Origin of the sequence: Halobaculum roseum, assembly GCF_019880245.1 — an archaeon.
Lineage (GTDB): Archaea > Halobacteriota > Halobacteria > Halobacteriales > Haloferacaceae > Halobaculum > Halobaculum roseum.
In genome coordinates, this window is record NZ_CP082288.1 from 96,708 (window position 1) to 121,949 (window position 25,242).

General features: G+C 65.6%; 24 protein-coding genes. 15 read left to right on the forward strand and 9 right to left on the reverse strand.

Annotation, left to right across the window (positions count from 1 at the left end):
* Window positions 1-175 precede the first annotated feature (175 nt).
* The 4 genes from K6T36_RS16865 to K6T36_RS16880 all read left to right on the forward strand — a co-directional run bounded on the left by K6T36_RS16865 (window position 176) and on the right by K6T36_RS16880 (window position 4,938).
* Window positions 176-931 carry a glucose 1-dehydrogenase gene (locus K6T36_RS16865; RefSeq protein WP_222923893.1) on the forward strand — a complete coding sequence of 252 codons (756 nt, stop codon included), beginning with the start codon at window positions 176-178 and terminating at the stop codon, window positions 929-931.
* A gap of 69 nt (window positions 932-1,000) precedes the next feature.
* Entirely contained in the window at window positions 1,001-1,432 is a 432-nt protein-coding gene (locus K6T36_RS16870) for a CBS domain-containing protein (RefSeq protein ID WP_222923894.1), read from the forward strand.
* A 774-nt stretch (window positions 1,433-2,206) separates the two neighbouring features.
* Window positions 2,207-4,087 (forward strand): ATP-binding protein, encoded by a 1,881-nt coding sequence (locus tag K6T36_RS16875; protein ID WP_222923895.1) that lies wholly within the window; start codon window positions 2,207-2,209, stop codon window positions 4,085-4,087.
* Window positions 4,084-4,938, forward strand: coding sequence for a tetratricopeptide repeat protein (locus tag K6T36_RS16880; protein WP_225935276.1), 855 nt, complete (start codon window positions 4,084-4,086; stop codon window positions 4,936-4,938). The genes K6T36_RS16875 and K6T36_RS16880 overlap by 4 nt, the downstream gene beginning before the upstream one ends.
* Before the next feature lie 217 nt (window positions 4,939-5,155).
* On the opposite strand, the gene gfo6 is transcribed toward K6T36_RS16880, so the two are convergent.
* Together gfo6 and K6T36_RS16890 are read right to left on the reverse strand one after the other, a co-directional pair.
* Complete coding sequence (gene gfo6, locus K6T36_RS16885) at window positions 5,156-6,247, reverse strand: D-xylose 1-dehydrogenase Gfo6 (protein ID WP_222923897.1); 1,092 nt, start codon at window positions 6,245-6,247, stop codon at window positions 5,156-5,158.
* Between the two features lie 64 nt (window positions 6,248-6,311).
* A complete protein-coding gene (locus tag K6T36_RS16890; protein ID WP_222923898.1) occupies window positions 6,312-7,247 on the reverse strand; it encodes a DMT family transporter in 936 nt (311 codons plus the stop codon).
* 136 nt (window positions 7,248-7,383) lie between these two features.
* On the opposite strand from K6T36_RS16890, the gene K6T36_RS16895 reads away from it, so the two are divergent.
* Together K6T36_RS16895 and K6T36_RS16900 are read left to right on the forward strand one after the other, a co-directional pair.
* The gene (locus K6T36_RS16895; RefSeq protein ID WP_225935268.1) at window positions 7,384-8,409 is read left to right on the forward strand and encodes an acetamidase/formamidase family protein; all 1,026 of its coding nucleotides are present in this window, start codon (window positions 7,384-7,386) and stop codon (window positions 8,407-8,409) included.
* 32 nt (window positions 8,410-8,441) lie between these two features.
* Entirely contained in the window at window positions 8,442-9,218 is a 777-nt protein-coding gene (locus tag K6T36_RS16900; protein ID WP_222923900.1) for a sugar phosphate isomerase/epimerase family protein, read from the forward strand.
* Window positions 9,219-9,239: 21 nt separating this feature from the next.
* Here K6T36_RS16900 and K6T36_RS16905 read toward each other — a convergent pair whose 3' ends face one another.
* Together K6T36_RS16905 and K6T36_RS16910 are read right to left on the reverse strand one after the other, a co-directional pair.
* On the reverse strand, window positions 9,240-9,821 hold the full coding sequence (locus K6T36_RS16905) for a VIT1/CCC1 transporter family protein (RefSeq protein ID WP_222923901.1): 582 nt from the start codon (window positions 9,819-9,821) through the stop codon (window positions 9,240-9,242).
* A 6-nt stretch (window positions 9,822-9,827) separates the two neighbouring features.
* On the reverse strand, window positions 9,828-10,121 hold the full coding sequence (locus K6T36_RS16910) for a DUF211 domain-containing protein (RefSeq protein WP_222923902.1): 294 nt from the start codon (window positions 10,119-10,121) through the stop codon (window positions 9,828-9,830).
* Window positions 10,122-10,263: 142 nt separating this feature from the next.
* On the opposite strand from K6T36_RS16910, the gene K6T36_RS16915 reads away from it, so the two are divergent.
* Window positions 10,264-10,719 carry a pyridoxamine 5'-phosphate oxidase family protein gene (locus K6T36_RS16915; protein ID WP_222923903.1) on the forward strand — a complete coding sequence of 152 codons (456 nt, stop codon included), beginning with the start codon at window positions 10,264-10,266 and terminating at the stop codon, window positions 10,717-10,719.
* A complete protein-coding gene (locus K6T36_RS16920) occupies window positions 10,716-12,026 on the forward strand; it encodes an APC family permease (RefSeq protein WP_222923904.1) in 1,311 nt (436 codons plus the stop codon). Before K6T36_RS16915 ends, K6T36_RS16920 begins: the two co-directional genes overlap by 4 nt.
* Here the strand turns inward: K6T36_RS16920 and K6T36_RS16925 are convergent.
* On the reverse strand, window positions 12,005-12,712 hold the full coding sequence (locus K6T36_RS16925; protein ID WP_225935269.1) for a DUF2238 domain-containing protein: 708 nt from the start codon (window positions 12,710-12,712) through the stop codon (window positions 12,005-12,007). The two genes, K6T36_RS16920 and K6T36_RS16925, sit on opposite strands and share 22 nt — an antisense overlap.
* A gap of 2 nt (window positions 12,713-12,714) precedes the next feature.
* Window positions 12,715-13,407 (reverse strand): metal-dependent hydrolase, encoded by a 693-nt coding sequence (locus tag K6T36_RS16930; RefSeq protein WP_225935270.1) that lies wholly within the window; start codon window positions 13,405-13,407, stop codon window positions 12,715-12,717.
* Window positions 13,408-13,434: 27 nt separating this feature from the next.
* Between K6T36_RS16930 and K6T36_RS16935 the strand changes: the two genes are divergently transcribed.
* The 4 genes from K6T36_RS16935 to K6T36_RS16950 all read left to right on the forward strand — a co-directional run bounded on the left by K6T36_RS16935 (window position 13,435) and on the right by K6T36_RS16950 (window position 16,987).
* Entirely contained in the window at window positions 13,435-13,689 is a 255-nt protein-coding gene (locus tag K6T36_RS16935) for a hypothetical protein (protein WP_222923905.1), read from the forward strand.
* 103 nt (window positions 13,690-13,792) lie between these two features.
* Entirely contained in the window at window positions 13,793-14,095 is a 303-nt protein-coding gene (locus tag K6T36_RS16940) for a HalOD1 output domain-containing protein (RefSeq protein WP_222923906.1), read from the forward strand.
* Between the two features lie 197 nt (window positions 14,096-14,292).
* Window positions 14,293-15,447 carry a cobalamin-independent methionine synthase II family protein gene (locus K6T36_RS16945; RefSeq protein ID WP_222923907.1) on the forward strand — a complete coding sequence of 385 codons (1,155 nt, stop codon included), beginning with the start codon at window positions 14,293-14,295 and terminating at the stop codon, window positions 15,445-15,447.
* Window positions 15,448-15,553: 106 nt separating this feature from the next.
* Window positions 15,554-16,987, forward strand: a complete 1,434-nt coding sequence (locus K6T36_RS16950; RefSeq protein ID WP_222923908.1) for an FAD-dependent oxidoreductase — start codon at window positions 15,554-15,556, stop codon at window positions 16,985-16,987.
* Between the two features lie 36 nt (window positions 16,988-17,023).
* On the opposite strand, the gene K6T36_RS16955 is transcribed toward K6T36_RS16950, so the two are convergent.
* A complete protein-coding gene (locus K6T36_RS16955; RefSeq protein ID WP_222923909.1) occupies window positions 17,024-18,442 on the reverse strand; it encodes a glycerate kinase type-2 family protein in 1,419 nt (472 codons plus the stop codon).
* Window positions 18,443-19,004: 562 nt separating this feature from the next.
* On the opposite strand from K6T36_RS16955, the gene K6T36_RS16960 reads away from it, so the two are divergent.
* Together K6T36_RS16960 and K6T36_RS16965 are read left to right on the forward strand one after the other, a co-directional pair.
* Window positions 19,005-19,874 (forward strand): universal stress protein, encoded by an 870-nt coding sequence (locus K6T36_RS16960; protein WP_222923910.1) that lies wholly within the window; start codon window positions 19,005-19,007, stop codon window positions 19,872-19,874.
* An 83-nt stretch (window positions 19,875-19,957) separates the two neighbouring features.
* Entirely contained in the window at window positions 19,958-21,757 is a 1,800-nt protein-coding gene (locus K6T36_RS16965; RefSeq protein WP_222923911.1) for an acyl-CoA dehydrogenase family protein, read from the forward strand.
* A gap of 25 nt (window positions 21,758-21,782) precedes the next feature.
* Here the strand turns inward: K6T36_RS16965 and K6T36_RS16970 are convergent, their stop codons facing one another.
* Entirely contained in the window at window positions 21,783-22,529 is a 747-nt protein-coding gene (locus K6T36_RS16970) for a hypothetical protein (protein ID WP_222923912.1), read from the reverse strand.
* 135 nt (window positions 22,530-22,664) lie between these two features.
* On the opposite strand from K6T36_RS16970, the gene K6T36_RS16975 reads away from it, so the two are divergent.
* Window positions 22,665-22,952: a DUF7526 family protein gene (locus K6T36_RS16975; protein ID WP_222923913.1), complete on the forward strand. Its 288-nt coding sequence runs from the start codon at window positions 22,665-22,667 to the stop codon at window positions 22,950-22,952.
* Window positions 22,953-23,075: 123 nt separating this feature from the next.
* Here K6T36_RS16975 and katG read toward each other — a convergent pair whose 3' ends face one another.
* Window positions 23,076-25,223 carry a catalase/peroxidase HPI gene (gene katG / locus K6T36_RS16980; protein WP_222923914.1) on the reverse strand — a complete coding sequence of 716 codons (2,148 nt, stop codon included), beginning with the start codon at window positions 25,221-25,223 and terminating at the stop codon, window positions 23,076-23,078.
* Window positions 25,224-25,242: the final 19 nt, after the last annotated feature.

The window sequence follows — 25,242 nt, forward strand, 5'->3', positions numbered from 1 at the left end:
ACTCTCCTTTCGCAGTTGACGAAACCAGTACACTCCGACACGAGCGACAACATCCACAGCGCACTCGCCCCGATATACGACTGAACCCGCCCGAACGATCGCCGTGCCGTCTCCCGAACGATTCCTCGCCGGTGACTATTTGTCGTCTGAATACGTTGACACGTTCTGATATCTCATGAACGGAATCGAGGGCGGCGTCGCGATCGTCACCGGCGGAGCGGCGGGTATCGGACGGGCAGCCGCGGAGCGGTTCGCCGCGGAGGGTGCAAGGGTGGTCGTCGCGGACATCGACGCGGACGACCTCGCGGAGACGGTCGACCTGATCGAGGCGGACGGCGGCGAGGCGACCGCGGTCGAGACGGACGTGAGCGACGCCGACGACGTGGCGTCGCTCGTCGAGGAGACGGTCGACACCTACGGCGTCCCGGACTTCGCACTCAACAACGCGGGGATCGAGGGCAGCAGCGCGCCGCTTGCCGACCAGTCGCTCGAGGACTGGAAGCGGGTGATCGACGTGAACCAGACCGGCGTGTGGAACTGTCTGACCGAGGAGCTCGCCGTGATGGCCGACAACGGCGGCGGCGCGATCGTCAACACCTCGTCGATCGCCGGGCTCAGCGCCGCCGGCGGCGGTCCCTACGTCGCGAGCAAGCACGGGGTCATCGGGCTCACCCGTGCCGCGGCGGCCCAGTACGGTCCCGCCGGCGTCCGCGTGAACGCGGTCTGTCCTGGCGTCATCGACACGGAGATGATCGACCGCGCGAGCGACGAGATGGGCGAGGAGACTATCGACCAGATCGTGCAGGCGAAGCCCCTTCGCCGGATGGGCGAACCCGAGGAGGTCGCCAGCGCGGTCGTCTGGCTCTGTTCGGACGAGTCGTCGTTCGTCACCGGCCACCCGCTCGTCATCGACGGAGGGTATATGGCCTGACGACGGTTCACAGTGGAGTTCAGCGGAACCGAGCGACACAACTGAGTACCCCCGCCGTGACGCCCGACCATGCTCGTTCGGGACCTCATGACGCGGGAGGTCGTCACCTGCGACGCCGGCGTGACCGTTCAGGACGCCGCCGAGGTGATGCTCGAGGCCGATATCGGGAGCGTGCTGATCACCAAGGGCGGAACGCCGATGGCGATCCTCACGGAGACTGATATCGTCCATGCCGGCGCGGTCACCGGGCGTGGGTTCGACGACATCCCCGTCGACAAAGCCGCGAGCCACCCGTTGCGAACGGTCGCCCCCGACGCGACTGTCAGGGCGGCGGTCAAGCGAATGAATGACCGCGGGGTCAAGAAGCTCCCCGTGGTCGAGGACGCCGAACTCGTGGGAATCGTGACCCACGGTGACATCGTCGCCCACTACAGCGACTTCGTGCGGGAGGCCCACCGGCTCGACGCGAGCGCGAGCGAGTGGGAGTCGGATCGAGGCTGAAAGTGGCCTTCAGTGGCGCCCGGATCTGTCCCACAGGCGGCTACGGGAGATCGGGACTGGCTCCGTCGGGAACGTGCTGGTACGATCGGATTATCTGGAGCGGGACGGGTTCCTCGAAGAGGCGTTGGTCGACGCCGGACTCAAGACGCGCTCGTCGTCGAAGGCGGACGCCGCTTCTTCGTACCTCGTGCGTTGGAGAACGTCGACTCGCCGGCCGTCCACTTTCCCGACGAGGCGGAACATATCGAGGACAAACCGCTCGGTGAGTGGCTCGCAGGCATGACCGCGGAGGCTGCTTGAGATGGGCGATTTAAACGCGGTTCGCTACGGGTGTACATGCGTCTATTGCGGCACCGCTACGACGCGGCGGCCCGACGAACTCCGGCTGTGTGTGGGCTGTACGACGCGATCAGCGCCACGGATAGACCGGGGTATGTATTGTCGCGGTGCGCAGCGACGACAAGCCGATCGACTTGCCACTACCTACGCGTTGAATCAGTCGGTCGTCGCCGTCGACGTGCTAGCTCCTGGTGTTGGCCCTCGCGACGGCTGGGTCGTTGAGGCGACCTTTGGACCGGGAGTCGGTTCCGACCGAGGTGCTGCGGACGTTGGCAGATTGAGGCGCGATCGTGGTAGATGCGAGTATGTAAGGACCGACGAATATGATCGGGACCGTGACGGTCTAACCTTAGCCCGGTGTTCGGGTGAGGATACGATTTAGTATATATGCTTAGGTGACAAAAGAACTATCTGTGTCAACGGAATTTATCTTCTATGGACAGGAATCCGTATAGGTATCGTGGGGAAATTGAGGATCCGGAATTCTTCGTGGGCCGTGATGATCTGCTAAGTGACATTATGTACCTTCTTGAGCTCACTGATTCAGATCGCCCTCGCTTTCATAATATTGCAATTACAGGCCCTCCGGAAATAGGGAAGTCCAGCTTGATAAATGTAATGTCGCAAAGATCGACTTCGATAAACCTCGAAACTATAGAAGTGAATCTGAACGCTGGCCACCATAACGATCCTTCCAAAATATATGAAGAAATATGTGGATCTTTATCTAAATATCTAGACCAAAATCTAAGAAAGTCATTTCGCGAGTACCTTCGAGGAATAACTGATAGCTTTGAAATTGATCTCAGAGTCTTACGTTATGCAGCATCGCCGAGGAATAATGATGAAGACGGAGATCCCCATCAAACAAGTGGGATTAATTCGGTAGATGTCCAACATGACTTAACGAACCTTTACAATAAGGCTACGGAGGGTACTGAAATAACAGGATTTCTTGTCGTATTTGACAATATTGAGCAGTTTGCTGATCAGACTAGCGAGCTAAGCGTGATTATTGATGCCTTCATAAAGACTTACGGGTTCAACGTCGTCATTTCTGGAACAAAGGGTGTCTTTGAGAATTCAGATGTAATGATAGATTCCACTGAATTTGATAAATTTGAGCTCGAACCTTTCAATGAGATGTCAAAAACGAGAGAATGCTTAGAAATCCCGTTAACTGGTGAAGATACTCCAACACTCCCTGATAAGACTGTCCGAGATATTCATTCCCTATCTCAAGGTAATCCTTACGAAATTAATATGCTCGCTTTTTACATGTATAAAGTATATCCTGAAAACAGTTCAGAAGTTCTTCATCTCACTCCTGAAGCCATCTCTGAAGCGGCTGAGCAAATAAGATCGAGTGGGTCAAAAGCTGAATCAGAAGTAATTTCCAAAATTCAAACCTTATCCGATGATGAGCTTAAACTTCTAATTCCTCTCATAGAAAACCCCAAGCTGCCAAAGGATTGGTTGATCAGTTATGCGCTTCTGATTTCTTTCGATACTCTTGATCTAGAGGAAATAATTAGTCGTAAACGGAATATCTATGATGGACTTCTGAACCGGATGGTTAATCAAGGGATTATTGAGAGGTCTGAGGATGGGGAATATTTATTTAATTCAGATGTATACTCAACTGCCTTCGTCAAATACCATGCAATTTCAAATGATATTGTAAGCAATTTCAATAGTAAAAACTTAGATGAGAGTTCCTCTGAGAATATGAGAGAACGTATATTCTTATCAAGCTTGCACTATCGACTTGTTGATTCAACTATACTCAACGGAATAAACGGAGCACATAGCCATTATTCGTTCGATGATCCTCCAGGCCCATTCATAAAGTACAGTGAGGTCCTACTAGAGTCGGAGAACTTCGAAATAGATCCACATTCTGACACGAGACTTATTCCTGATCGGATTACGCAAGGGTTCTCAAACTTCGAAATCTTTGAAAATCTCACCGTCGATCCATTCAGAGAATCAGATCCGGAACTATCTGATGGGAACAAAAATGAAGATGCGTACACAGATGAACAGACTCTTCGATTTAGATGCGAAATTGATTGGACTAACAGCGGATACATGGTCGTCATTCACTCAGATACCGAAGAGATCTCCGAGACTGTAGAAACAAGGATTCAATCTCTGTCTCCTGATCTGGATATGCTTGGCTTAGATATTTCATTCGAGACAAGTATGCGATATGTCTCCGATGCATGCGAACAATTTGACGATTCAAAAAAGTGCCTTAGGCTTCTCAATCGTGCAAAGTCGATTAATAATAATAATTTATTAATATATATATAAATGAATCACTTCTACACTACAGAAACAAAAAGTTGGAGTCTGCCCTTTCAAGTATTAACTATGCCGTTGATAAGTTCCCTAATTGGGCTGACGCCCAGTATCTAAAGGCACTCATACATGCTGAGAAAGATGAATATGAAAAGGCAGGTGATGCATTCCAAAGAGCTATGGAAATATCTCCAAAAAGCGAAAGATTGCTAGAAAATATTCTATGTACTATGGATAGAGGAAATCCACAAGTTGCCATCGAAGCAGGTGAGCGGCTTAGAAAAATGGACGTTGCGGACGATCATCTCTTATTCCATTTAGCAAGTGCATATGAAGCAAATGGTGACTATGATAACGCTATTGAAACTGCTGATGACGTTCTGGAGATCTCTAGAGAGGGGTTTTCCGCTAATGCCTCTAAGATGGTGCAAGCTCGGAGCTTATTTGAACTAGAAGAAAGAGCCGCTTCTACTGAAATTTGCAAAGAACTAATCGATAATCATCCCAATACCACACACGAAATCTTCGCTCATTTTATCGCTGGAAGGAACCTTTATCGCTCTCACCCAGAAAAAGCAATTGACCACTTGGATGAATATCTCAATAACCAACCAGAACTTGATGATAGTAATAGATCGTTAAGGAGTCTGCGTTTGAAGAACCAATCTAATTCATCAAGTGAAAAACCTGCATTCGCTAGGCTATATAAAGGAATAGCGAAACTAGAGTTGGGGAATACAAGTGAAGGATTGGACGATCTGAGACATGCAGGAGAACAAAACACAGATATAGCAGAGTACCTACAGAAGGAGGACTTTTCGGAATATGTCGACTCAGACCAAGTGATTTTCAATCATAAATAAGAGCTAAGAATTGTGTTTCTGATTTCATATCTATCACGGTAACAGCTTCCTTCGCCAAAATTCTCACATGCTCCAAGCGAGAATAATTGATCAATGTCAGATTATTTTGACTATTTTTGATCCATCTTGTAGACAAAGTAATCAGACAACAAGTTTCAGAAGAACCCTTGTCCGGTCGAAATTCGCGAACGTGAAAAGTCTCCGGAACCGCCCCCGGCTACTCCGCGAGTCGAACGACTTCCCCCGTCTCGGCCGACTCGTAGACCGCCTCCAGCGCCCGGGAGTCCACCAGGGCATGTCGACCGTCGGGATAAATCGGCGTCTCCGTCAGCAGGTGGTGGCCGAAGTAGGCGAACTCCTCCTCGACCTGGTGGACCGGGTCGACCTCCACGTCCATCCTGACGCCGCCGCGTTCGACCGCCAGTTCGCGCTCCTCGCGCTCGTAGAACGCCGGGTCGAGGATCAGCCGCCCCTCGGTCCCGGTGATCTCCAGCCGGCTCGCGTGGGCGGCGTTCTGGCTGACGGTGCACATCGCCGCGACGCCGTCGGGGAACTCCAGCCGGAAGTCCGCGTGTTCGTCGACGCCGGCGAACGCCTCGTGCTCCGTGCGGGTGGTACCCGAGACGGCGACCGGATCGCTGTCGAGGACGAACCGGGTTGTGTTGAGCGGGTAGATCCCGATGTCCATGAGCGCGCAGCCGCCCGAGAGGTCGGGGTCCAGACGCCACTGGTCGGGATCGCCGGTGAGCTCGCCGAGCATCGTCTGCGACATCGTCGCGTGGACGTGGACGGGGTCGCCGACGAAGCCCGCGTCGAGGAGGTCCCGCAGTCGTCTGACAACGGGGTCGGTTTGCATCCGGTAGCCGACCATCAGGGGGACGCCGGCGTCCGCACAGGTCTCGACGAGTCGCTCGGCGCGCTCGGCCGACACCTCCATCGGTTTCTCACACAGTACCGCCTTCCCCTGCTCGGCCGCGGCCTCCACGTACTCGAGGTGCGTCGCGTTCGGCGTCGCGACGTACACCGCGTCGTACTCGCCGGCGACCTCGCCCGTGCGGAACGCCTCGGGCGTGACGCCGGTCAGGTCGGTCCCGGACGCGACCTCGTCGACGGCGTCGGCGTCGATGTCGGTGACGACGGTCGCTTCGGTGAACGCCGAGCGCTCGATGCCCGGGAGCGCCCACTCGCGCGAGAACCAGCCGAGCCCGACCAGCGCAATGCGGACCGGCTCGTCGACGGCGTCCGGGTCGAGCGTCTGCCAGTCGCGGCGGGTGAACTCGTCGACGTACTCGCCGAGTCGCGTGTCCATGGTGTCGGGTGATTTCCGCGGGAGCCGATAAGTCCGCCGGAGGCGGCGACCGGACCGGGAGCGGTCAGTCCGCGGTCCTCGCGTCGGTGCCGGTCCATGCCGTGATCTCGGCGCGGATCGCGCGTCGCTTCAGCAGGACGAACCCCGAGAAGATGAGGAGGAACCCGCCCGCCGTCGCGACCGATGGCACCTCCTGGAGGAACGCCCATCCCGCCAGGGCCGCGAATATCGGCGCGACGTAGCTGACGAGGTTGATCTCGATGGGGCCGAGGCGATCGAGTAGCTCGAAATAGATGAGGAAGCCGATCGCGCTGGCGGCCAGCGAGAGGTACGCGAGCGCGGCGATCGACTCCCCGTTGAGGACGATACGTCCGGCCGACTCCCCGAGCGCGAGCGAGACGACGTGCATGATCACCGCGCCGGCGATCATCGACCACGCCTCCATCGTCGCGATCGGGAGATCGGAGTCGACGCGCCGCGTGAGGACGCTGCCGAGCGCGAACGCGGCGGCGGCGCCGAGGATGAGTAGCTTCGGAACCGTGCCGCCCGCGAGCAGGTTCGAGGGGTCGAGTTCCGAGAGCACCGCGACGCCGACGAGTCCGAGGACCATGCCGACGACACCGACGGCAGTCAGCCGCTCGTTGGGAAGCAGTCCACGGGCGAAGCCGGTCGTGAGCACCGGGCTGAGGCTCACGACGACCGCTGCGGCCGCGCTGGTCACGGTCGGGTCGGTCTGCCCGATGAACAACAGCGCGTGATACGCCGCGATGAGCAACACCGCACCGATCGCGACCTCGGTCCACTCCGCACGGTCCCGGGGCAACGGCACGTCCGTCGCGTACAGGGCGTACGCCAGCATCACGACGCCGGCGATGTCGTAGCGGATCGCCGCGAACAGCACCGGCGGGAAGTACGCCAATCCAGCCTTGATCGCCATGAACGCCGAGCCCCAGACGGCCGCCAACACGAGGAACAGCCCGAGGCTTCGATACCGTGTCACGGTCGGTGTCGGTCGCCGGTGGGTCTGAACGTTACGACTCGCGGGTCCCGCCGCCCGCGGGTTGAAGGTGCCACCGCCATCCGGCCGTCGTCCGCCTCCGGGATGACTTATGCCGCTCGGCGCGGCACTGTCACCCGTGCCTCAGCGCCGCTTCGCCGTCCCCGACGCGCCCGACCCGGAGTACGAACTGTCCGCCGACGAGGCCGTCCACTACGAATGGGACGCGGCGATCGATCCTGCCCTCACCGTCGATCCGGGAAGCGTGATCCGCTTCGACTGTCGCGACGCCTACGACGGCCAGGTCGACCCGCCGGCGACCGTCGAGAAACTGCTCGCCGTCGACGCCGACGGTCACCCGCTCACCGGCCCGGTCGCGGTCGAGGGTGCCGAGCCGGGCGACACGCTCGCGGTCGACCTGCTCGCGTTCGAACACCGAGGTCGAGGTGTCACAGCCGTCCCGCCCGGCGAGCGTGAGGGCGGGCTACTCCCCGAGGAGTTCCGAGACCCGCACGTCCGGGAGTGGGATCTCGACGCCTCCCGCGAGGGAACGCCCGTCGCGACGTTCGTCGACTCCGACGCGCCCGACGTGGCGGTGCCGCTGGCGCCGTTCCCGGGGAACCTCGGCGTCGCCCCCGGCGACGAGGGGCCGCACTCGACGATGCCGCCGCGTCGCGTCGGCGGAAACGTGGACGTGAAGCACCTGACCACGGGCTCCCGCCTGTACCTCCCGGTCGAGGCGGCGGGGGCGCTGTTCTCTATCGGCGACTGTCACGCCGCACAGGGCGACGGCGAGGTGTGTCTCACCGGTATCGAGGCGCCGATGGCCGTCACCCTCCGCCTCGATCTCGTCGACGATCACCCCGTCGACGGCCCGCAGTTCGAGACCGACGGCCCGTTCACCTCCGCCGGTCACGACGAACGAACGTATGCGACGACCGGCATCGAGCCCGACCTGATGGACGCGGCGAAGGCGGCGATCAGCGACATGATCGCGCACCTCCACGACCGGCGGGGGTTCTCCCGCCCGGACGCCTACGTGCTGTGTTCGGCGGCGGTCGACCTGAAGATCAATCAGGTCGTCGACGCACCCAACTGGACCGTGTCGGCGTACCTCCCCGAGTCTGTGCTCGCGGGACCCGACGGGGATGGGTTCGGGCCGTAACCGACTACCGGCAGGGACGCGGACGGGAACGCATGACGGACGTTCGACGTGAGAAGGACCCCCGATTCGGGTTCCAACTGTACAGCCTCCGGGACATCGACGATCCACTCGACACCGTCATCCGGCACGTCGGCGACGCCGGCGTCGAGGGCGTGGAGTTCGCGGGCGTCGACGCCGCCGGCGTCGCCGGCGAGGACCCCGACGACATCCGGGGGGCGCTGGACGCGGCGAGCGTGTCGGCGGCCGGCGCTCACGTGGACCTGGCGGCGATCGAGTCGGAGCCTGCGGCTGTCGCCGCGAGGTGTACTACCCTCGGCTGCGACCGCGTCGTCGTTCCGTGGCTCGATCCCGAACACTTCCGGTCGGCGGCGTCGGTTCGGCGGGCCGCCGAACGGCTCTCAGCGGCCGCCGACGAGCTGTCGGACCGCGGGCTGGACCTCCACTACCACAACCACGATCAGGAGTTCGTCCGGGTCGACGGCGAGTACGCGTTACATCGCCTGCTGGCGCTCGCCGACGGCGTCGGTCTGGAACCGGATCTCGGATGGGCCGGCGCCGCCGGCGCCGAGCCGCTGACGCTGCTCTCGCGGTACGCCGACCGGATCGACCTCCTTCACCTCAAGGACTACGACGCCGAGACGGGAACGACGGTTCCGGTCGGCGACGGCGACATCGACCTGTCGGCCGTCGCCGACGCGGCCAGCGGCCATGGCATCGACTGGGTGATCTACGAGGCTGAGGGCGGAGCGGACACCTACGACACCCTCGATGCGGCGGCTCAGGTCGGTGCCGACCACTTTTCGGATTGAGCCCGCGGGCGATCGGGGCGCTCACGCCGGCAACACGAGGTTGATCGCCGCGACGACGATCCCGGCCAGGCCCATCCGTGCGGCGGCGACGTACCACCGCTGGTCGGAGATAGAGCCCATGTACGCCCCGAAGGCGCCCAGCACACACACCGCGATCGCGACGGAGACCGCACCGGCGGTCGCCATCGTGAACGTGCTCCCCTCGAACACGAACGGCGTGAGCGGGAGGAGGATCCCGATCAGGGGGCCCAGCCCGCTCGCGGCGGCGTGGACCAGCCGCGTGGTCGTCTGTTCGCGCTGGATCCGCGTGTCGTCGAGGTCGACGAGCATCGCCGCCTCCAGCCGGAGGATCTCCGCGCGCGTCTCGGCGCGTTCGATCTCCCAGACGCTCCACACCGCCGAGGTCCCGAGTCCGACGGCGGCACTCAGGCCGATCCTGACGACGACCGTTCCGCTCGGGATCCCGGACAGGACGGCGCCGACGACGATGCCGATCCCGGTCAGGGTTCCGTCGAACCCGTTGGAGACGAAGTACCGCCGGGCGATCGCTCGAACGTCCTCACGCGCGATCGTTCGCGCGAACCGCGATCGAAGCGACGACACGGTCGATCAGTCGTCCGACCCCGGCGCGAGCGTGTCGGTCGAGGGGCTGTCGCCGCAGGCCACCTCGTCGACCGAGTGGACCGTCGCGCCGACCCCCTCGACGGTCTCTACGACGGCGTCGTAGTCGACGTCCTCCCCCTCGACGGTCACCTCGATGTTCTGCACGTCGCGATCCAGTTCGATGAGCCGCGAACTCGCGGAGTCGACGCCCGCCGTCTCGCTTACCCGCTCGGTGAACTCGACTAACGGCGGGGCGTGCGGCTTCAACACGTCGACGACGACCCTGCGAACTGGTGCCATATCGCGAAATACGTCGGATCGCGTATAAGTAATCGGTCGAGGTTCCGAGGGCGCGGCAACGCGAACGGGACGACCGGGGTTCGATCGGGATCGCTGGGATCCGTCGACCCGTTTTTTCACTCTCGGTGATGTATCTCCGGATATGAGCGCCCCCGACGCGGTAACGATGGACGACGACGAACGCGACGAGTTCCTCGGAACCGGCGGCGTCGGTGTCCTCTCGTTGGCCCCCGACGACGGGGCCGACGAGCCGCCCCACAGCGTGCCCGTCTCGTACGGCTACGACGGCCGCAAGGAGACGTTCTATTTCCGTCTGGCCGTCGGAAGCGACAGCGAGAAACCCCCGCTCGCCGACCGCGCGGTCACGTTCGTCACCTACGACACCGTCGACGACCGGTGGCACAGCGTCGTCGCGTCGGGCCGACTCGAAGGCACCACCGACGACGAGATCTCGACGGAGTCGCTGGCAGGACTCGATCGGGTGGGTATCCCGCTGGTCGACGCGTTCGGCCGGCCGACGGCGGACGTGCAGTTCGAGTTCCACCGGCTCGTCCCCGACAGCCTCACCGGGCGCAAGGAGTCGAGCCCCGAGGTGTGACCGTCCCCGACGACCCGGGCGCGAACGGCGGCGACGCGCAGGGGGCCGCAAACGGGAGCGTCGACGACACTCCGGGAGCTACCGGCGCGGCTGCGCCGTCGCTCCGTCGGGAGCTCGGGCTGTTCGAGGTCGTCGTCTACGGCGTGGGATTGATCCTCGGCGCGGGGATCTACGCGATCCTGGGTGCGGCCGCGGGCGTCGCCGGCGAGTCCGTGCCGCTGGCGTTCCTGCTGGCGGCGGTCGTTGCCTCCTTTACCGGCCTCAGCTACGCCGAACTCTCGTCGCGGTTCCCGCGCGGCGAGGGCGATTACGTGTACGTCCGCGAGGCGTTCGACAGCAAGCGGCTCGCGGAGGTCGTCGCCGTCCTGCGCGTGTTCGTCGGCGTCGTCTCGACGGCGGCCGTCGCTATCGCCTTCGCGGGGTACCTGTCCGGGTTCGCGAGCGTGTCGACCGCGGCCGCCGCGCTCGTGCTCGTGCTCATCGCCTCCGCGGTGAACTACTGGGGGATCGACCTCTCGGCGAAACTGAACATCGTGTTCACGGCCGCCGAGATCGCCGGCCTGGCGGTCGTGATCTGGGTCGGCACGGGGACGTGGGACGGGGTCGACGTGTTCGCGCTCCCCTCCGGCGGGCTCGGGATCGTCGAGGCGACGTTCCTCGTCTTCTTCGCGTACCTGGGGTTCGGCTCGATCGTGACCGTCGCCGAGGAGACGGAGGACCCGACGCGGACAGTCCCCCGGGCGGTCGTGCTCGCCATCGTCGTCACGACCGTCCTGTACGTCATGGTCGCGTTCTCGGCCGTCGGACTGGTCGACCCGACGGTCCTCGGCGCGTCGGGATCGCCGCTGGCGCTCGTCGCCGAGGCGGGCGGCGGCGCCGCCGTGGGCAGCCTCGTCGGCGCCATCGCGCTCACCTCGACGGCCAACACCGTGCTCATCCTGTTGGTGTCGACCTCGCGGCTGACCTACGGCGTCTCGAAATCGGAGTACCGATCGTTCCCGACGGTCTTCTCGCGGATCCACCCGAAGCGGCGGACGCCCCATCTCGCGATCGCGCTCGTCGCCGCGCTCGCCGTTCCGTTCGTACTCCTGGACGATCTCGTCGTCGTCGCCGGCCTCGCGAACGCCTCGCTGTTGCTCGTGTTCGTCGCCGTCAACGGGGCGCTCGTGCGCCTGCGCTTCGAGGCTCCCGAGGACCGCGACGGCTTCACCGCGCCGCTGACCGTCGGGCGCGTCTCGCTGACGGCCGTGTTGGGCGTGCTCACATCGGTGGGACTGCTCGTGTTCTATCTCGCGTCCCTCGCGTAACGCGTGAGGAGCATTCCCGCCACGAACAGTACCGATCCCGCGCCGACGACCTGTCCGGTCCACACCAGCGCTGTTCGGGTCGCCGTCGGCGAGACGGCAGCGACTTCGACGAACAGTCGGAGATCCACGGCGACGACGAGCAGCGCGCCGACGACGTCGAACACCAGATCGAGCGCCGTATCGCGCCACCCGTAGTGAACTAACACCGGTTCGATGTCGAGCCAGTCGGCGACGTCCCGCGCGAGGAGCTCGCCGATCTCCCAGAACACGCCGATCGCGAACACGAAGCCGACCGTCGCGCCGGCGAGGCCGCCGGGCCAGAGGACGGGACCGGACGAGCGTGAGACCGCGACCAGACTGCCGTACACCAACGAGGCGAGCAACCCGGCCGAGAGCGTGTGCGTGAGGTGGTCCCACCACCTGACGGTGTCGTACCAGCCGAGCATCCCGACGACGTGGAGGAACCCCGCCAGCGCGAGCCACAGCGACAGTTCGGGAGTGGCGGACATCGCCTCCGCGACCGCCGCCGGTGCGGCCGCGGAGACCCCCACCGGCACGAGCGCGACGGTGAGCGCGAACGCGGCGTTGACCGCGGCGGCCACGTCCGCACGCCGGACCGCGACGACCCCCATCGCGACGATCCCGACCTGCAGAAGCGTCGCAGCGACGTGAGCCGCGTCGTGCACGGTTACCGCCCGTCCCGCGTTGCACGGGCGGACTGGCTCGCGTCGCGCTCGCGGCGAACCACATCCGCGCCGGTCGCCGAACCGGTCGGTGCCGGCTCACGATAGCGCGCGGGGAGCGAGGAGACGACCCCTGCCGGGAGCGCGGGGACGACCACCTCGACGACGTTCGGGAGAACGCGTCTCACGACCGTGTACACGGCCGCCACCGCGAGCGTTCCGGCGACGACGAGCCGCATATCGGCGGCGACGAAGCTCCACAGTCCGGCCGCGAGCGTCGCCGACAACAGGAGGTCCTCGGGGGCGCCGTCGTATCGGACCCAGCGACGCGGCGCGATCCAGCGACCGTTGAAGTGGTCGTACACCGCCCGGTCGGCGGTCGCTTGCCACGGCCGGAGTTCGAGCCCGCCCCCGAACACGTCGGCGACGCTGTGGGCGGCCGCACCAACGATCGCGGACGCCAGCGCGACGCTCGCGACTGTGCCGAGTATGAACGCCGACGGCACCGCGATGACGGCGGCAAGCGAGTAGTACACGGGGAAATGGAGGGTCCGGCGGTGACCGACGTACAGGTCGAGATCCGGCACGATCCCGCCCAGGAGCCCCGCAGCGAGCACGACGGGAGCCGCCTCGGGCGCCAGCGCCGCCAGGGGAACCGCGATGGCGGCGCCGGCGAGCGCGTGGGTGGGGAGCATCATGTGGCCGAGCGCACGGTCCCCACGGGTTTGAGCGTATCGTGCGAATCACCGACAGCCGGTGCGGACGTCCAAACACGAGTCCACGAAGAGATCCCCGACGCGGAGCTGTTCGAGTCGCTGTGGATCTGGTCGGACACGCCGGCGGGGTGGCTCTCGATGGTCGACGGCCCGCGGACGCTCGGGAGCGTGCTCGTCAACGGCGCGAATGCGGCCCCGACGGATCCCCGTTCCCAGACGGCGATCTGGGGTCCAGCGAGACGAACAGTCTCGTCGTCGTGCTGAAAGCTATCTTCATGCGGAGGCTAGAGGACGCCGACTATGTCGAGTACGTAGATGGTCACCACAATCAACGCCGATTCGCTACCGAGGTCCGGAGGAATCGTATATGACTGATGGGTCCGACAAGGGCGGATCCGGCGGGGATGACGAGACCGTTCGTGCCCAGTACAACTGGTCGTCGACTGCTCCGTCGATGGCGGTCATCGAAATGCTCAGGGTGGCACTCGGTCGCGAGGAGGCGACCCTCGAACCATTGTTCGACTCCATCGCGCCCGACGCGTTCTTCCGGTCGAAAGCCGCCACCGAGAGCGCGACCGATGTGGTCGTGTCGTTCACCGTTGCCGGTCGGCGGGTAACCATCCGCGGCGGTGGTGGTGTCGTCATCCGGCTTCGACCGTACGACGAGTAGCTCACCTCGCGTTGAGCGCCCCGCCTCGTCCCGGACACTGGTGTCCGCTGTTTCGAGATCTCCGATATCCGTTCATCGACGGGGCTGTTCGGCAGTGTTCCGTCGAGCCTCGAAACGAGAACGGCGGCGTATCGGATCCCGGTTGCGACTACCCTGAGTTATAAAATATTGTAGGTATATTACTACCATACGTTCTCATGACGGACAACGACGACCGGATCCGGACGACGCACATCGGAAGCCTCCCGAGACCGCCGGAGTTGCTCGATCTCCTTACCGACCGACAGGACGGCGCGGAGGTCGACGCCGACGAGTGGGACTCGACCGTCGCCGACGCCACTCGTGACGTGGTCGAACGGCAGGCGGATGCCGGCATCGACATCGCCAACAACGGCGAGCAGTCCCGCGTCTCGTTCAACTGGTACGTCGCCGACCGGCTCAGCGGGATCGAGGGCAAGCGCGAACAGGAGCTGTGGGCGGACCTCCAGGAGTTCCCCGACTACGCCGAGGAGACGTTCAAAACCGACGTGATCGACCTCTCGATGCATCCGGTCGTGACCGGGCCGGTCGAGTACACCGGCCGCGCGGAGGCCGAGGCCGAGATCGCGCAGTTTCAGGAGACGGTCGAGGCCGCCGACGCGGACTTCGAGGACACGTTCATGACCGCCGCGTCGCCGAGCGTCGTCACTGCCACGCACGTCAACGAGCACTACGACTCATACGACGAGTACCTCTTCGCCGTCGCGGACGCGATGGCCGAGGAGTACGAGCTCGTCGCCGACGCCGGCTTGACCCTCCAGATCGACGCCCCCGAACTCCTCACGATCGGGCACACCGCCGCATTCGCCGACGCCCCGCTGGCGGAGATCAAAGAGGCGACCGGCCTACATGTACAGGCGCTCAACGAGGCGCTGTCGAACGTCCCCGCCGAGCAGGTCCGCCTGCACACCTGCTGGGGGAGCTACGAGGGGCCCCACCACCTCGACACGGATCTGGTCGACATGCTCCCGGAGATATACGAGGCCGACATCACCGGACTCAGCGTCGAACAGGCGAACCCCCGCCACCAGCACGAGTACCGCGCGTTCGCCGAGCAGCCGGTGCCCGACGGCTGGACTCTGATCCCCGGCGTCGTCGACGTGAAGACGAACGTCATCGACCATCCGGAGACGATCGCCGACCGGATCGAGCGCGTCGCTCACGCGGTCGACGAGTGGACGCCGCTGGTCGCCGCGCCCGACTGCGGGTTCGGCACGCAGGCCGGGCTCGGGATGGTCGACCCCGAGATCGCGTGGGCGAAACTCGAGGCGCTCGACGAGGGTGCCGGGATCGCGAGCGAGCGGCTCTCCTGACGTCGGCGGCCGGGCGAGTCGCTCGCCAACCCGGGCGGATCGACGGATGTGCGCCCGTTCGAACCGTCGGCGATAGCTGTAAGTCGGCCCCGAGCGGAGTTCGCGTGTGACAGATCCGGTCGTCATCGTCGGCGGCGACGCGGCGGGGTTGAGCGCGGCGAGCAAGCTCTCCCGCGAGGACCCCGACCGCGAGGTGATCGTGTTCGAGCGCGGCCGGTGGGTGTCGTACGCCCACTGCGGCGAGCCGTACTTCGTCAAGGGCGAGGTCGACGAACTCGACGACCTGCTGTCGTTGTCGCCCGCGGAGATCGACGACCGGGGGATAGAGATCCGGCGCGAACACGAGGTCGTCGCTGTCGACACCGACGCCCGAACCGTCTCGGTCGAGGGACCCGAGGACTCCTTCGAGCAGCCGTACGGCGACCTCGTCGTCGCGACGGGCGCGACAGCCAGGACCGAACCGATCGCCGGTAGCGAGCTGACCGGCGCGTTCACGATCCACGGGCTCGACTCGGCGGCGGCCGTGCGCGCGATGCTCACGCCGCCCGACGAGTTCGACGTCGACAACCTCGGGGGCGGTCACTCCCTCGATCGCGAACTGGTCGCCCGCTACGGCGCGATGGAGCCGCCCGAGACCGCCGCGATCGTCGGCGGCGGGTACGTCGGCGTCGAGATGGCCGAGGCGCTCGACGCGTGGGACGTGGACGTACACCTGTTCCAGCGCTCGGAGCGACCGATCCCGACGTTCGGCGAGGCGGTGGGGGAGGCGGTCGCCGACCACCTCCTCGAACGCGGCGTCGACCTCCACCTCGGCGCCGAGGTCAACCGCTTGCTCGGCGAGGACGGCCGCGTTGCGGGCGTTCGGTGCGAGGACGGTTCGACGCTGGATGCGGAACTGGCGATCGTCGGCGTCGGCGTCGCGCCGAACGTCGAGATCGTCGAAAACACGCCCGTCGAGTTGGGCGAGGGGGGCGCGATCGCGGTCGACGAGTACGGCGAGACCGCCGTGGAGGACGTGTACGCCGCCGGCGATTGCGCCGAAGATCACCACGTCGTCACCGGCGAGCCGGCATGGGTCCCGCTGGGGCTGACGGCGAATCGCGCCGGACGGGCGATCGGACAAACCCTGGCCGGAACGCCGACCGAAACCGGCGGGATCGCGGGCACCGCCGTCGTGAAGGCGTTCGAGCTGGAGTGCGGCCGAACCGGGATCCTCGACGCCGACGAGGCCCGCGCCGCCGGCTTCGACCCGGTCTCGCGGACGATCACCGCGGGGTCGCGCTCCGGCTACTACCCGGGCAACGAGGAGACGACGGTGACGCTCGTGGCCGACCGCGACAGCGGCCGGCTCATCGGCGGCTCCATCGTCGGCAAAGATCGGGCGGCGGTCCGCATCGACACGGTGGCGACCGCCCTGGAGGGCGGGCTCACCGTCGACGAAGTGGAGCGGTTGGATCTCGCGTACGCCCCGCCGTTCAGTCCCGTCTGGGACCCGGTGTTAGTCGCGGCGAAGGTGTTGAACGGCGCGCTCGAGAAGTGACCCGACCGACGGACGGCAGTCTGGGTCCGTCCCCGCTTACGCTCCGACGACGATCACCCGGAAGTCGTTGACGTTCGTCCCCGTCGCGCCCGTCGTGACGACCGCGTTCCGCTCGCGCAACGCGGGGAGCGCGTCGTTTTCGTCGAGTGCGGCGCGTGCGTCCGCCGCGTCGGCCGCGTCCGCGATCGTCTGCGGGGTCACCACCGCCCCGGCAGCGTCGGAACTGCCGTCGTGGCCGTCCGTGTCGGCCGCGAGGAACGCGACTGACCGCCCGGCGACCGGCGAGTCGGGGCTCGCGAACTCGATGGCGGCTGCGAGGGTACATTCGAGGTTCGGCCCGCCCGTTCCGTCGCCCGCGACGGTCACCGTCGTCTCGCCGCCCGAGAGGACGACCGCCGGCCCGTCGACCGGGTTGCCCGAGTCGACCATCTCCTCGGCGATCGCGGCGTGTGTCACGCCCGCCTCGCGAGCCTCCCCGCGGATGCGACTCGACAGGATCAGCGGGTCGTATCCGCGGTCCGCGGCGGCCGACGCGGCCGCATCCAGCGCGGTCGCCGCGGAGGCGACCACGTGCGTGTCGACCCGGTCGAAGGCGGTTGCGTCGGCGGTCGGCGTCTCGGGTTCGGCGCCCCGGGCGCCGCGCTCCAGGTGGTCGCGGACGGCCGTCGGCGCGTCGATCCCGTATCGGTCGAGCACGTCGAGGGCCTCGGCGTACGTCGAGCCGTCCGGGGCGGTAGGCCCGCTCCCGATCACGCCGAGGTCGTCGCCGACCACGTCGCTGAGGACGACCCCGACGACCGTCGCCGGTGCGGCCGCGGCCGCGAGCCGGCCCCCCTTCACCCGCGAGAGGTGCTTGCGGACGGCGTTGATCTCGTCGATGTCGGCGCCGGCGCTCAACAGCGCGTCCGTCGTCTCTCGCAACGCGGACAGGCCGACCGAGTCGACCGGCGCCGCGAACAGCGCGCTCGCGCCGCCGGCGATCACCGCGAGCACGAGCGTGTCCTCGCCGGCCGACCGGGCCAACTCGACCGCCCGTTCGGTCCCCTCGACGCCGTCGCTCGTGGGCACGGGATGCCCGCCGACCGCTCGTTCGACCCGTTCGTTTCGCGACCCATCCGGATCGCCTTCGGGGACAGAGCCCCCCGCGTCGTCGACGACGATCGTGCCCGCGTCGATCCGGTCGCCCAGGATCGACTCCAGTGCCGCCGCCGCGCCGTCGGCCGCCTTTCCTCCGCCGACCACGACGACCCGGTCGTACGCCCCGAGGTCGTAAGTCGCGTCGCCGACGGTGAGTGCGTCGCCGTCGAGCGAGATGGCGTCGGCGACGACCGTTTCGGGAAGGGCGGCCTCGATGCCGGCGCGGAGACACGCGATCGCGACCCCCTCGGCACCATCTCGGGTCACGCCCGCGGAGTCGCTGTCGACCGGGTCCGTCGGTCGCTCGTCGTTCGCCATACCCGACCTGCCCGCGATCGGAATATAATTGCACCGGCGTCTCGTGGTGGCTCGGGACCGACCGTGGGCTCGAACTCGGGAGTATCGACGGCGCGCATCCCGACTACCGTCACTGGATCGCTACCGTTCTAGCCGGGTCCGTCTGGATCGCCATTCCCACGCAGCCTCGGCCGCCGTCCAGATCCCTGCCCACACCCAAAAGAGGACGAAGACTAACGCGGTCGTCGTCAACAGCTCCGGCTGGAGTCCTCCGATCACGGTCACCAACTCCGAGTAGAAGACGACGGCGAACGCGATCGTCGCGACGAACCCGACGGCTGCGCAGAGGGCGTGTCCGACGGCCGCTCGGGGATTTGAAGGGGAACTGCCGGGGGACCGCTTTCGGGGCGCCCGATCCGTCCCGCCTGCAGGTGGTGTGTTCACAACCATCACGCTCCGTGGTAGATATATCACGAACGACAATTATATATCTGCCGGCGAGGCCCGTGATCGCGACGGACGACCCCGAGCGAGCGGGGACAAACCATTACGGACTGCGGAGAGTACGGTTCGCCGATCAACCATGTACAATGACATCCTCGTCCCGTTCGACGGAAGCGACGGCGCGACGGCCGTCCTCGACCACGTCGCCGATATCGCCGACGCAGCGGACGCCACGGTGCACGTCCTCTTCGTCGCCGATACCACGCGCGATTCGGTGACCGTCGTCGGGGGCGAAACCGTGGACGCGCTCGTCGAACAGGGGGAAACCGTCGTCGAGGAGGCCGAGCGCGTGCTCGTGTCGAAGGGAGTCAGCTACGAGACGGACGTGATACAGGGGAACCCGCCCTCCGAGATACCCGAGTACGCCGAGCGCTACGGACACGACCTGATCGTCATGTCCACGCACGGTCGACGGGGCATCTCCCGGTTCCTTCTCGGCAGCGTGACTGAGAAAGTCGTCCGGCTCTCGTCGGTACCAGTGTTGACTGCGCGGATGAAACCGGACGAGCGGCTCGCGTTCCCCTACGAGAACGTCCTCCTTCCGACCGACGGGAGCCCCGGGGCGACCGCCGCCGTCGAGCACGGGCTGGCGCTCGCGTCGGCGCTGGGCGCGACCGTCCACGCGCTGTCGGTCGTCGACGACCGGTCGCTCGGCTTCGACGTGCGGTCGGCCGAGGCGGCCGAGTACGGGACGGAAGCGGCCGACGAGGCCCTCGACGACGTCGTCTCCAGGGCCGACGCGTACGACATCGACGAGGTGATCCGTCACCGAGAACGGGGGAGCCCGGTGGAGGGCATCCTCGACACCATCGACGAGGAGGACATCGACGCCGTCGTCATGGGGACGGTCGGCCGCCGCGGAACGGACCGGATCACGTTGGGCAGCGTCGCCGAGAAGACCGTCCGGTCGGCGCCCGTCCCGGTGATAACGGTCAGGAAAGACGAGTAGGGCGACCCCGGCTCGCCGCGGCGCGGGACCCGACTCGCTTCCCGACGGTAACGTTGATACGACCGGGACCGAGAGCGTGGTGCATGTCAACTGGCCCCATCGACTACGGCGACCTCACATCGGGTCGCGAGTGCAACTACTGGCGGATGGACCCGACGCTGCGGGCCGCCGTCGAGCGGGCGTACCCGAGCGATGAGTTCTCGTGGGCGAGCCCGATCCTGGAACGGTTCGGACACGCGTGCGGCCACGGTATCGCCGACCGCTCCGACCGGATAGACCGTCATCCGCCGGAACTGCACACATACGACGCCGACGGCGAGATCGTAAACGAGGTCGAGTACCACCCCGACCAGCGGGAGAACGAGCGGGTCGTCTACGGGGAGTTCCGGCTCACGCACGATCCGTTTCACGCGCCGCCGGGACGCGGCGAACCGGCCAGTTATACGCACGCGCTCGCGATGCAGGCGCTGTTGTCGTACTGCGACATCGGGTTCACCTGTCCGGCGTCGATGACGACCGGTGCGGCGATCGTGCTCGACGCGGCCGACCACGACTGTGAGGAGTACTTCGACCGTCTGACCAACGACGATATCGACGAACACATCGAGGGGGCGATGTTCCTCACCGAGAAGCAGGGCGGCAGCGACGTGGGCGCCAACGAGGTCCGCGCCGAGCCGGCCGACGACGGCACCTACCGCCTGTACGGGGAGAAGTGGTTCTGTTCGAACATCGACGCGCAGGGGGCGCTCGCGCTGGCACGGACGCCCGACGCGCCGGACGGGACCGAGGGCCTGTCGCTGTTTCTCGTCCCCCGCGAGGTCGACGGCGAGGTGAACGACTCGCTGTTTCGCCGCCTGAAGGACAAGCTGGGGACGCTGTCGGTGCCGACGGGGGAGATCGAGTTCCGTGGCGCCACGGGGTATCTGATCGGCGAGGAGGGCGACGGCTTCCGGCTGATGGCGGAGATGATGAACTACGAGCGGCTCACCAACGCGACCGGCGCCGTCGGGGTGATGGGCCGCGCGCTGTTGGAGGCGAAGGTGCACGCGGCCGACCGGGAGACGTTCGGCAAGCGGCTCGACGAACACGCGCTCATGCGGCGCGACCTCGCGGAGCTGACCGTCGAGTACGAGGGGGCGGCGACGTTCTCGTTCGAGGCGGCGCGGTGGTACAACGAGTACAAACGGGGGGTGGAGTCGGATGACGACACGGGGTCGGACGCGGATCGCGCGTTCAAGCTCATGCGCCTCCTGGTTCCGGTGGCGAAGTACCGGACCGCCCGTGACTCCGTCGGAATCGCCTCCTACTGCATGGAGATCCTCGGCGGGAACGGGTACGTCCGCGAGCACACGACGCCGCGCCTGCTCCGGGACACGCAGGTGCTCCCGATCTGGGAGGGCGCCTCGAACGTGATCTCGCTGGACGTGCTTCGCGTGCTCGAACGCGAGCGCGCCCACGAGGCGTTGATCCCGTTCGTCTCGGAACTGCTCGCCGTCGACGACGACCGGCTCTCGGCGCTCTCGGAGGAGATCCGGGAGTCGTTCGAGGCGCTTCAGGCGTCGCTCGGAACGCTCGCGACCGAGGACGCCGAGTACGCCCAGTACCACGCCAAGGAGCTGGCGAACCTGATATACGACGTTGTGACGGCCGCGTTGCTGCTCGCTCGCGCCGACGACGCGCTCGCCGTCGACGACGGGAGCGGCCCCGACGGACGGCTCGCGCTCGTCGCGGAGGCGTTCGTCGACGAACACCTTCGCGACGACACGTCTCGAGGGATCACGTCGGGGTCGACGGTCTGCGACGACCACTTCGACGCGCTGGCGCGGTACGCGAGCGTCGCTCCCGGGACGCTGACCGGGTCGACCCTCGCCGCACGCGATTGAACGTCGGTCGCGACGGCGACGCCGCTCAGGCCGGGTCGATCGCCTCGATCGCCAGATCGAAGCCCCACTCCGCGCTCGGCGATTCCTCGTCACCCGCGATCCCGCCGGTGTGGTCCGTGTAGGTCGTCTCGAACCGCGCTGTTCCGGTCGGGAAACAGCCATCGACGCCCGAGGCATCGTGTGTGACGTACAACCCGACGAACGCCGTGAGCGTTCCGCCGCCGGGGATCTCGACGGTCCCGTACTCCATCGTCTGTGCGATCCCGGAGGCGAGCCGCCAGCACCCCTCGTCCGCGAGATCCAGATCCGGAAGCGCGCGGTCCGGCTCGCCGTCCGTCGATCGCTTCGAGTGTGGATACCAGACCAACGCCCCGTCGGCGCTTCGCACGTACTGGAAGACGACGGGCCGGTACTCGCCGATCACGACCGGCTCGTCGGTGTCGTTCTCGACATCGACGCGGAGGACTACCGGGGAGCCGTCCGTCACGTACGGGTTCGCGAGCGAGACGCGCGGGCTGATCGGAAGCTCCGGCGCGGCGTCCTGCGAGGCGATCGCCGCCTCGTGTGTCGCGCCCGGCGGGTACTCGCGGTCGGAGGGACGGGTTCCGTCCCCGTTGCCGCCGTCATCGGGTCCGCCGTCGGCGTCGTCGGTCCCGCTTCCGCCGTCGGGGAGCGGTCGTTCGGTCGTCCCGTTCGCGAGGCCGGTACAGCCGGCGAGTCCCGCGAGGCCGACGACGCCGGCCGCACGGAGGAGGGCTCGTCTGTGGTGCACGATCGGGAGTTACCGAGGGCGACGATAAGCCCGCCGTACGGTCAAACCCCCCTTTGACTCTTCGCCCGCGTCGACTCGTCTCGGAACTCCGCCGAGGACCGACAGGGGGATGCGACAGCGCCCGAACACACGACCGTGACCGAGACGATCACGATCGAGGTGGTACACGCCGTCGCGCCCGAGGAACTCGACGAGGCCCAGCTGCAGCCCGCGCTTCGAGAACTCGCCGGCGCTCGACACGTCCTCGTCGGTCGCAAGGGCGGCCGACAGTCGTGGTTCGATCGGATCCGGGCGTTCCTCGCGCGCGAACCGGTGGAGGCGGTGACGGTCGTGACCGACGAGCCCGCGAGCGAGGGATCGGAGGTGACCCTCCGCGTCGAGGAGACAGACATCGCGGGCGTGTACGTCGCGGCGGCCACGTAGCCAGTTGGACGGGCGCGACCGGGGTTTATCGACGGATGGGCGGTACTGAATCCGCAGTGCTACCTAGTCGCTCAGGAAGCGAACGGAAAGAAAACGGAGTCGGCGTGTCGGTCGCGTCCGTCGCTATTCGAGGTCGAAGCGGTCGAGCCGCATGACCTTCTCCCAGGTGTCGGCGAAGTCCTCGACGAACTGCTCCTCGCCGTCCTCGGCGGCGTACACTTCCGAGATGGTACGCAGGCGGGCGTTCGAGCCGAACACGAGGTCGAAGCGGGTGGCCTCCCACTCGACCTCGCCCGTCTCGCGGTCGATCCCCTCGAACACCTGCCGCGACTCCGAGACCGGCTCCCACTCCGTGTCCATGGTCAGCAGGTTCACGAAGAAGTCGTTGGTCAGCGTCCCGGGCTCGTCGGTGAGGACGCCGCGATCGGTGTCCTGATACGTCGCGCCGAGCGCGCGCATGCCGCCCAGCAGCGCCGTCATCTCGCTGACCGACAGGTTCAGCAGGTCCGAATTGTCGACCAGCAGGTCCTCGGCGCGGCGCGGGGCGTCGTCGCTGATGTAGTTGCGGAAGCCGTCGGCGTGCGGCTTGAGCGCCTCGAACGACTCCTCGTCGGTCTGCTCCTGCGAGGCGTCCGTCCGGCCGGGGTCGAAGGCGATCTCCACGTCGTAGCCGGCGTCCGCGGCGGCCTGCTCGACGGCCGCGTTGCCGCCGAGGACGATCACGTCCGCGAGCGAGACCCTCGTGTCGTCGGACTGCGCGGTGTTGAACTCCGCCTGGACCTCCTCGAGGGTTTCGAGAACGCTCTCCAGCTCCGCCGGCTCGTTCACCTCCCAGCTACGCTGGGGTTCGAAACGGATGCGTGCGCCGTTGGCGCCGCCGCGCTTGTCGCTGTCGCGGTACGTCGAGGCCGACGCCCAGGCGGTCTTCACCAGCTGCGGGACCGACAGGTCGGTGTCGAGGATCTCCGACTTCAGCTCGGCGGCGTCCTCCTCGTCGATCAGGTCGTAGTCGGCGTCGGGCAGGGGATCCTGCCACAGCATCTCCTCGTCCGGAACCTCGGGGCCGAGGAACCGCTCGGGCGGGCCCATGTCGCGGTGGATGAGCTTGTACCACGCCTTCGCGAAGCTGATCCCGAACTCCATCGGGTTCTCCTGGAACCGTTCGAGGACCTCGCGGAAGTCAGGGTCGTGCTTCAGGGCCACGTCGGTCGTGAGCATCATCACGTCCTCCGTGTCCGAGGGGTCCTGCACGCCGGGTGCGGCGTCGTCGAGTTCGCCGTCCTTCGTCGTCCACTGCCACGCGCCGCCGGGACCCTTCTCGGGCTCCCACTCGTGGTTCAGGAGGTTGTCGACGTAGCTCGTGTCCCACTGGGTCGGCGTGGTGTTCCACGGACCCTCGATCCCGCTCGTGATCGTGTCGGGGCCCTTGCCCTCGCCGAAGTCGCTCTCCCAGCCGAAGCCCTGGTCCTCCATGGGTGCGGCCGCGGGCTCGGGGCCGACGTGTTCCTCGGGGTCGTCGGCGCCGTGGACCTTCCCGAACGTGTGTCCGCCGGCGATGAGTGCGACCGTCTCCTCGTCGTTCATCGCCATCTGGCTGAACGACTCGCGGATGTTCTGTGCGGATCCTTCGAGGTCGGGCTCGCCGTCCGGTCCCTCGGGATTCACGTAGATGAGCCCCATGACCGTGTTGCCGAGCGGCCACTTGAGGCTCCCGTCCTCATCGAACCGGTCCTCGGAGGACAGCTCGAACTCCTCCTCCGGGCCCCAGTCGACGGCCTCGTCGGGCTTGTAGTCGTCCTCACGTCCCCCGGCGAAGCCGAACGTCTCGAACCCCATCGATTCGAGCGCGACGTTGCCGGCGAGGACGATCAGGTCGCCCCACGAGAGCTTGCGGCCGTACTTCCGTTTGACGGGCCACAGCAGCCGGCGTGCCTTGTCGAGGTTCGCGTTGTCCGGCCAGCTGTCGAGCGGGGGAAGCCGCTGTCGCCCGCCGGAGGCGCCGCCGCGCCCGTCGTACGTCCGGTACGTTCCGGCGCTGTGCCACGCCATCCGGATGAACAGCGGACCGTAGTGGCCGTAGTCGGCCGGCCACCACTCCTGGGACGTCGTCATCACGTCCTCGATGTCCGCCTTCACCTGCTCGTAGTCGAGCGACTGGAAGGCCTCCGCGTAATCGAACTCCTCGTCCACCGGCCCCGCGCTCTGGGCGTTGTGGTCGAGGATCTCTAGGTTCAGCTGGTCTGGCCACCAGTCCTTGTTGGACCTCGTCATCACTCGATAGTTGCCGCCC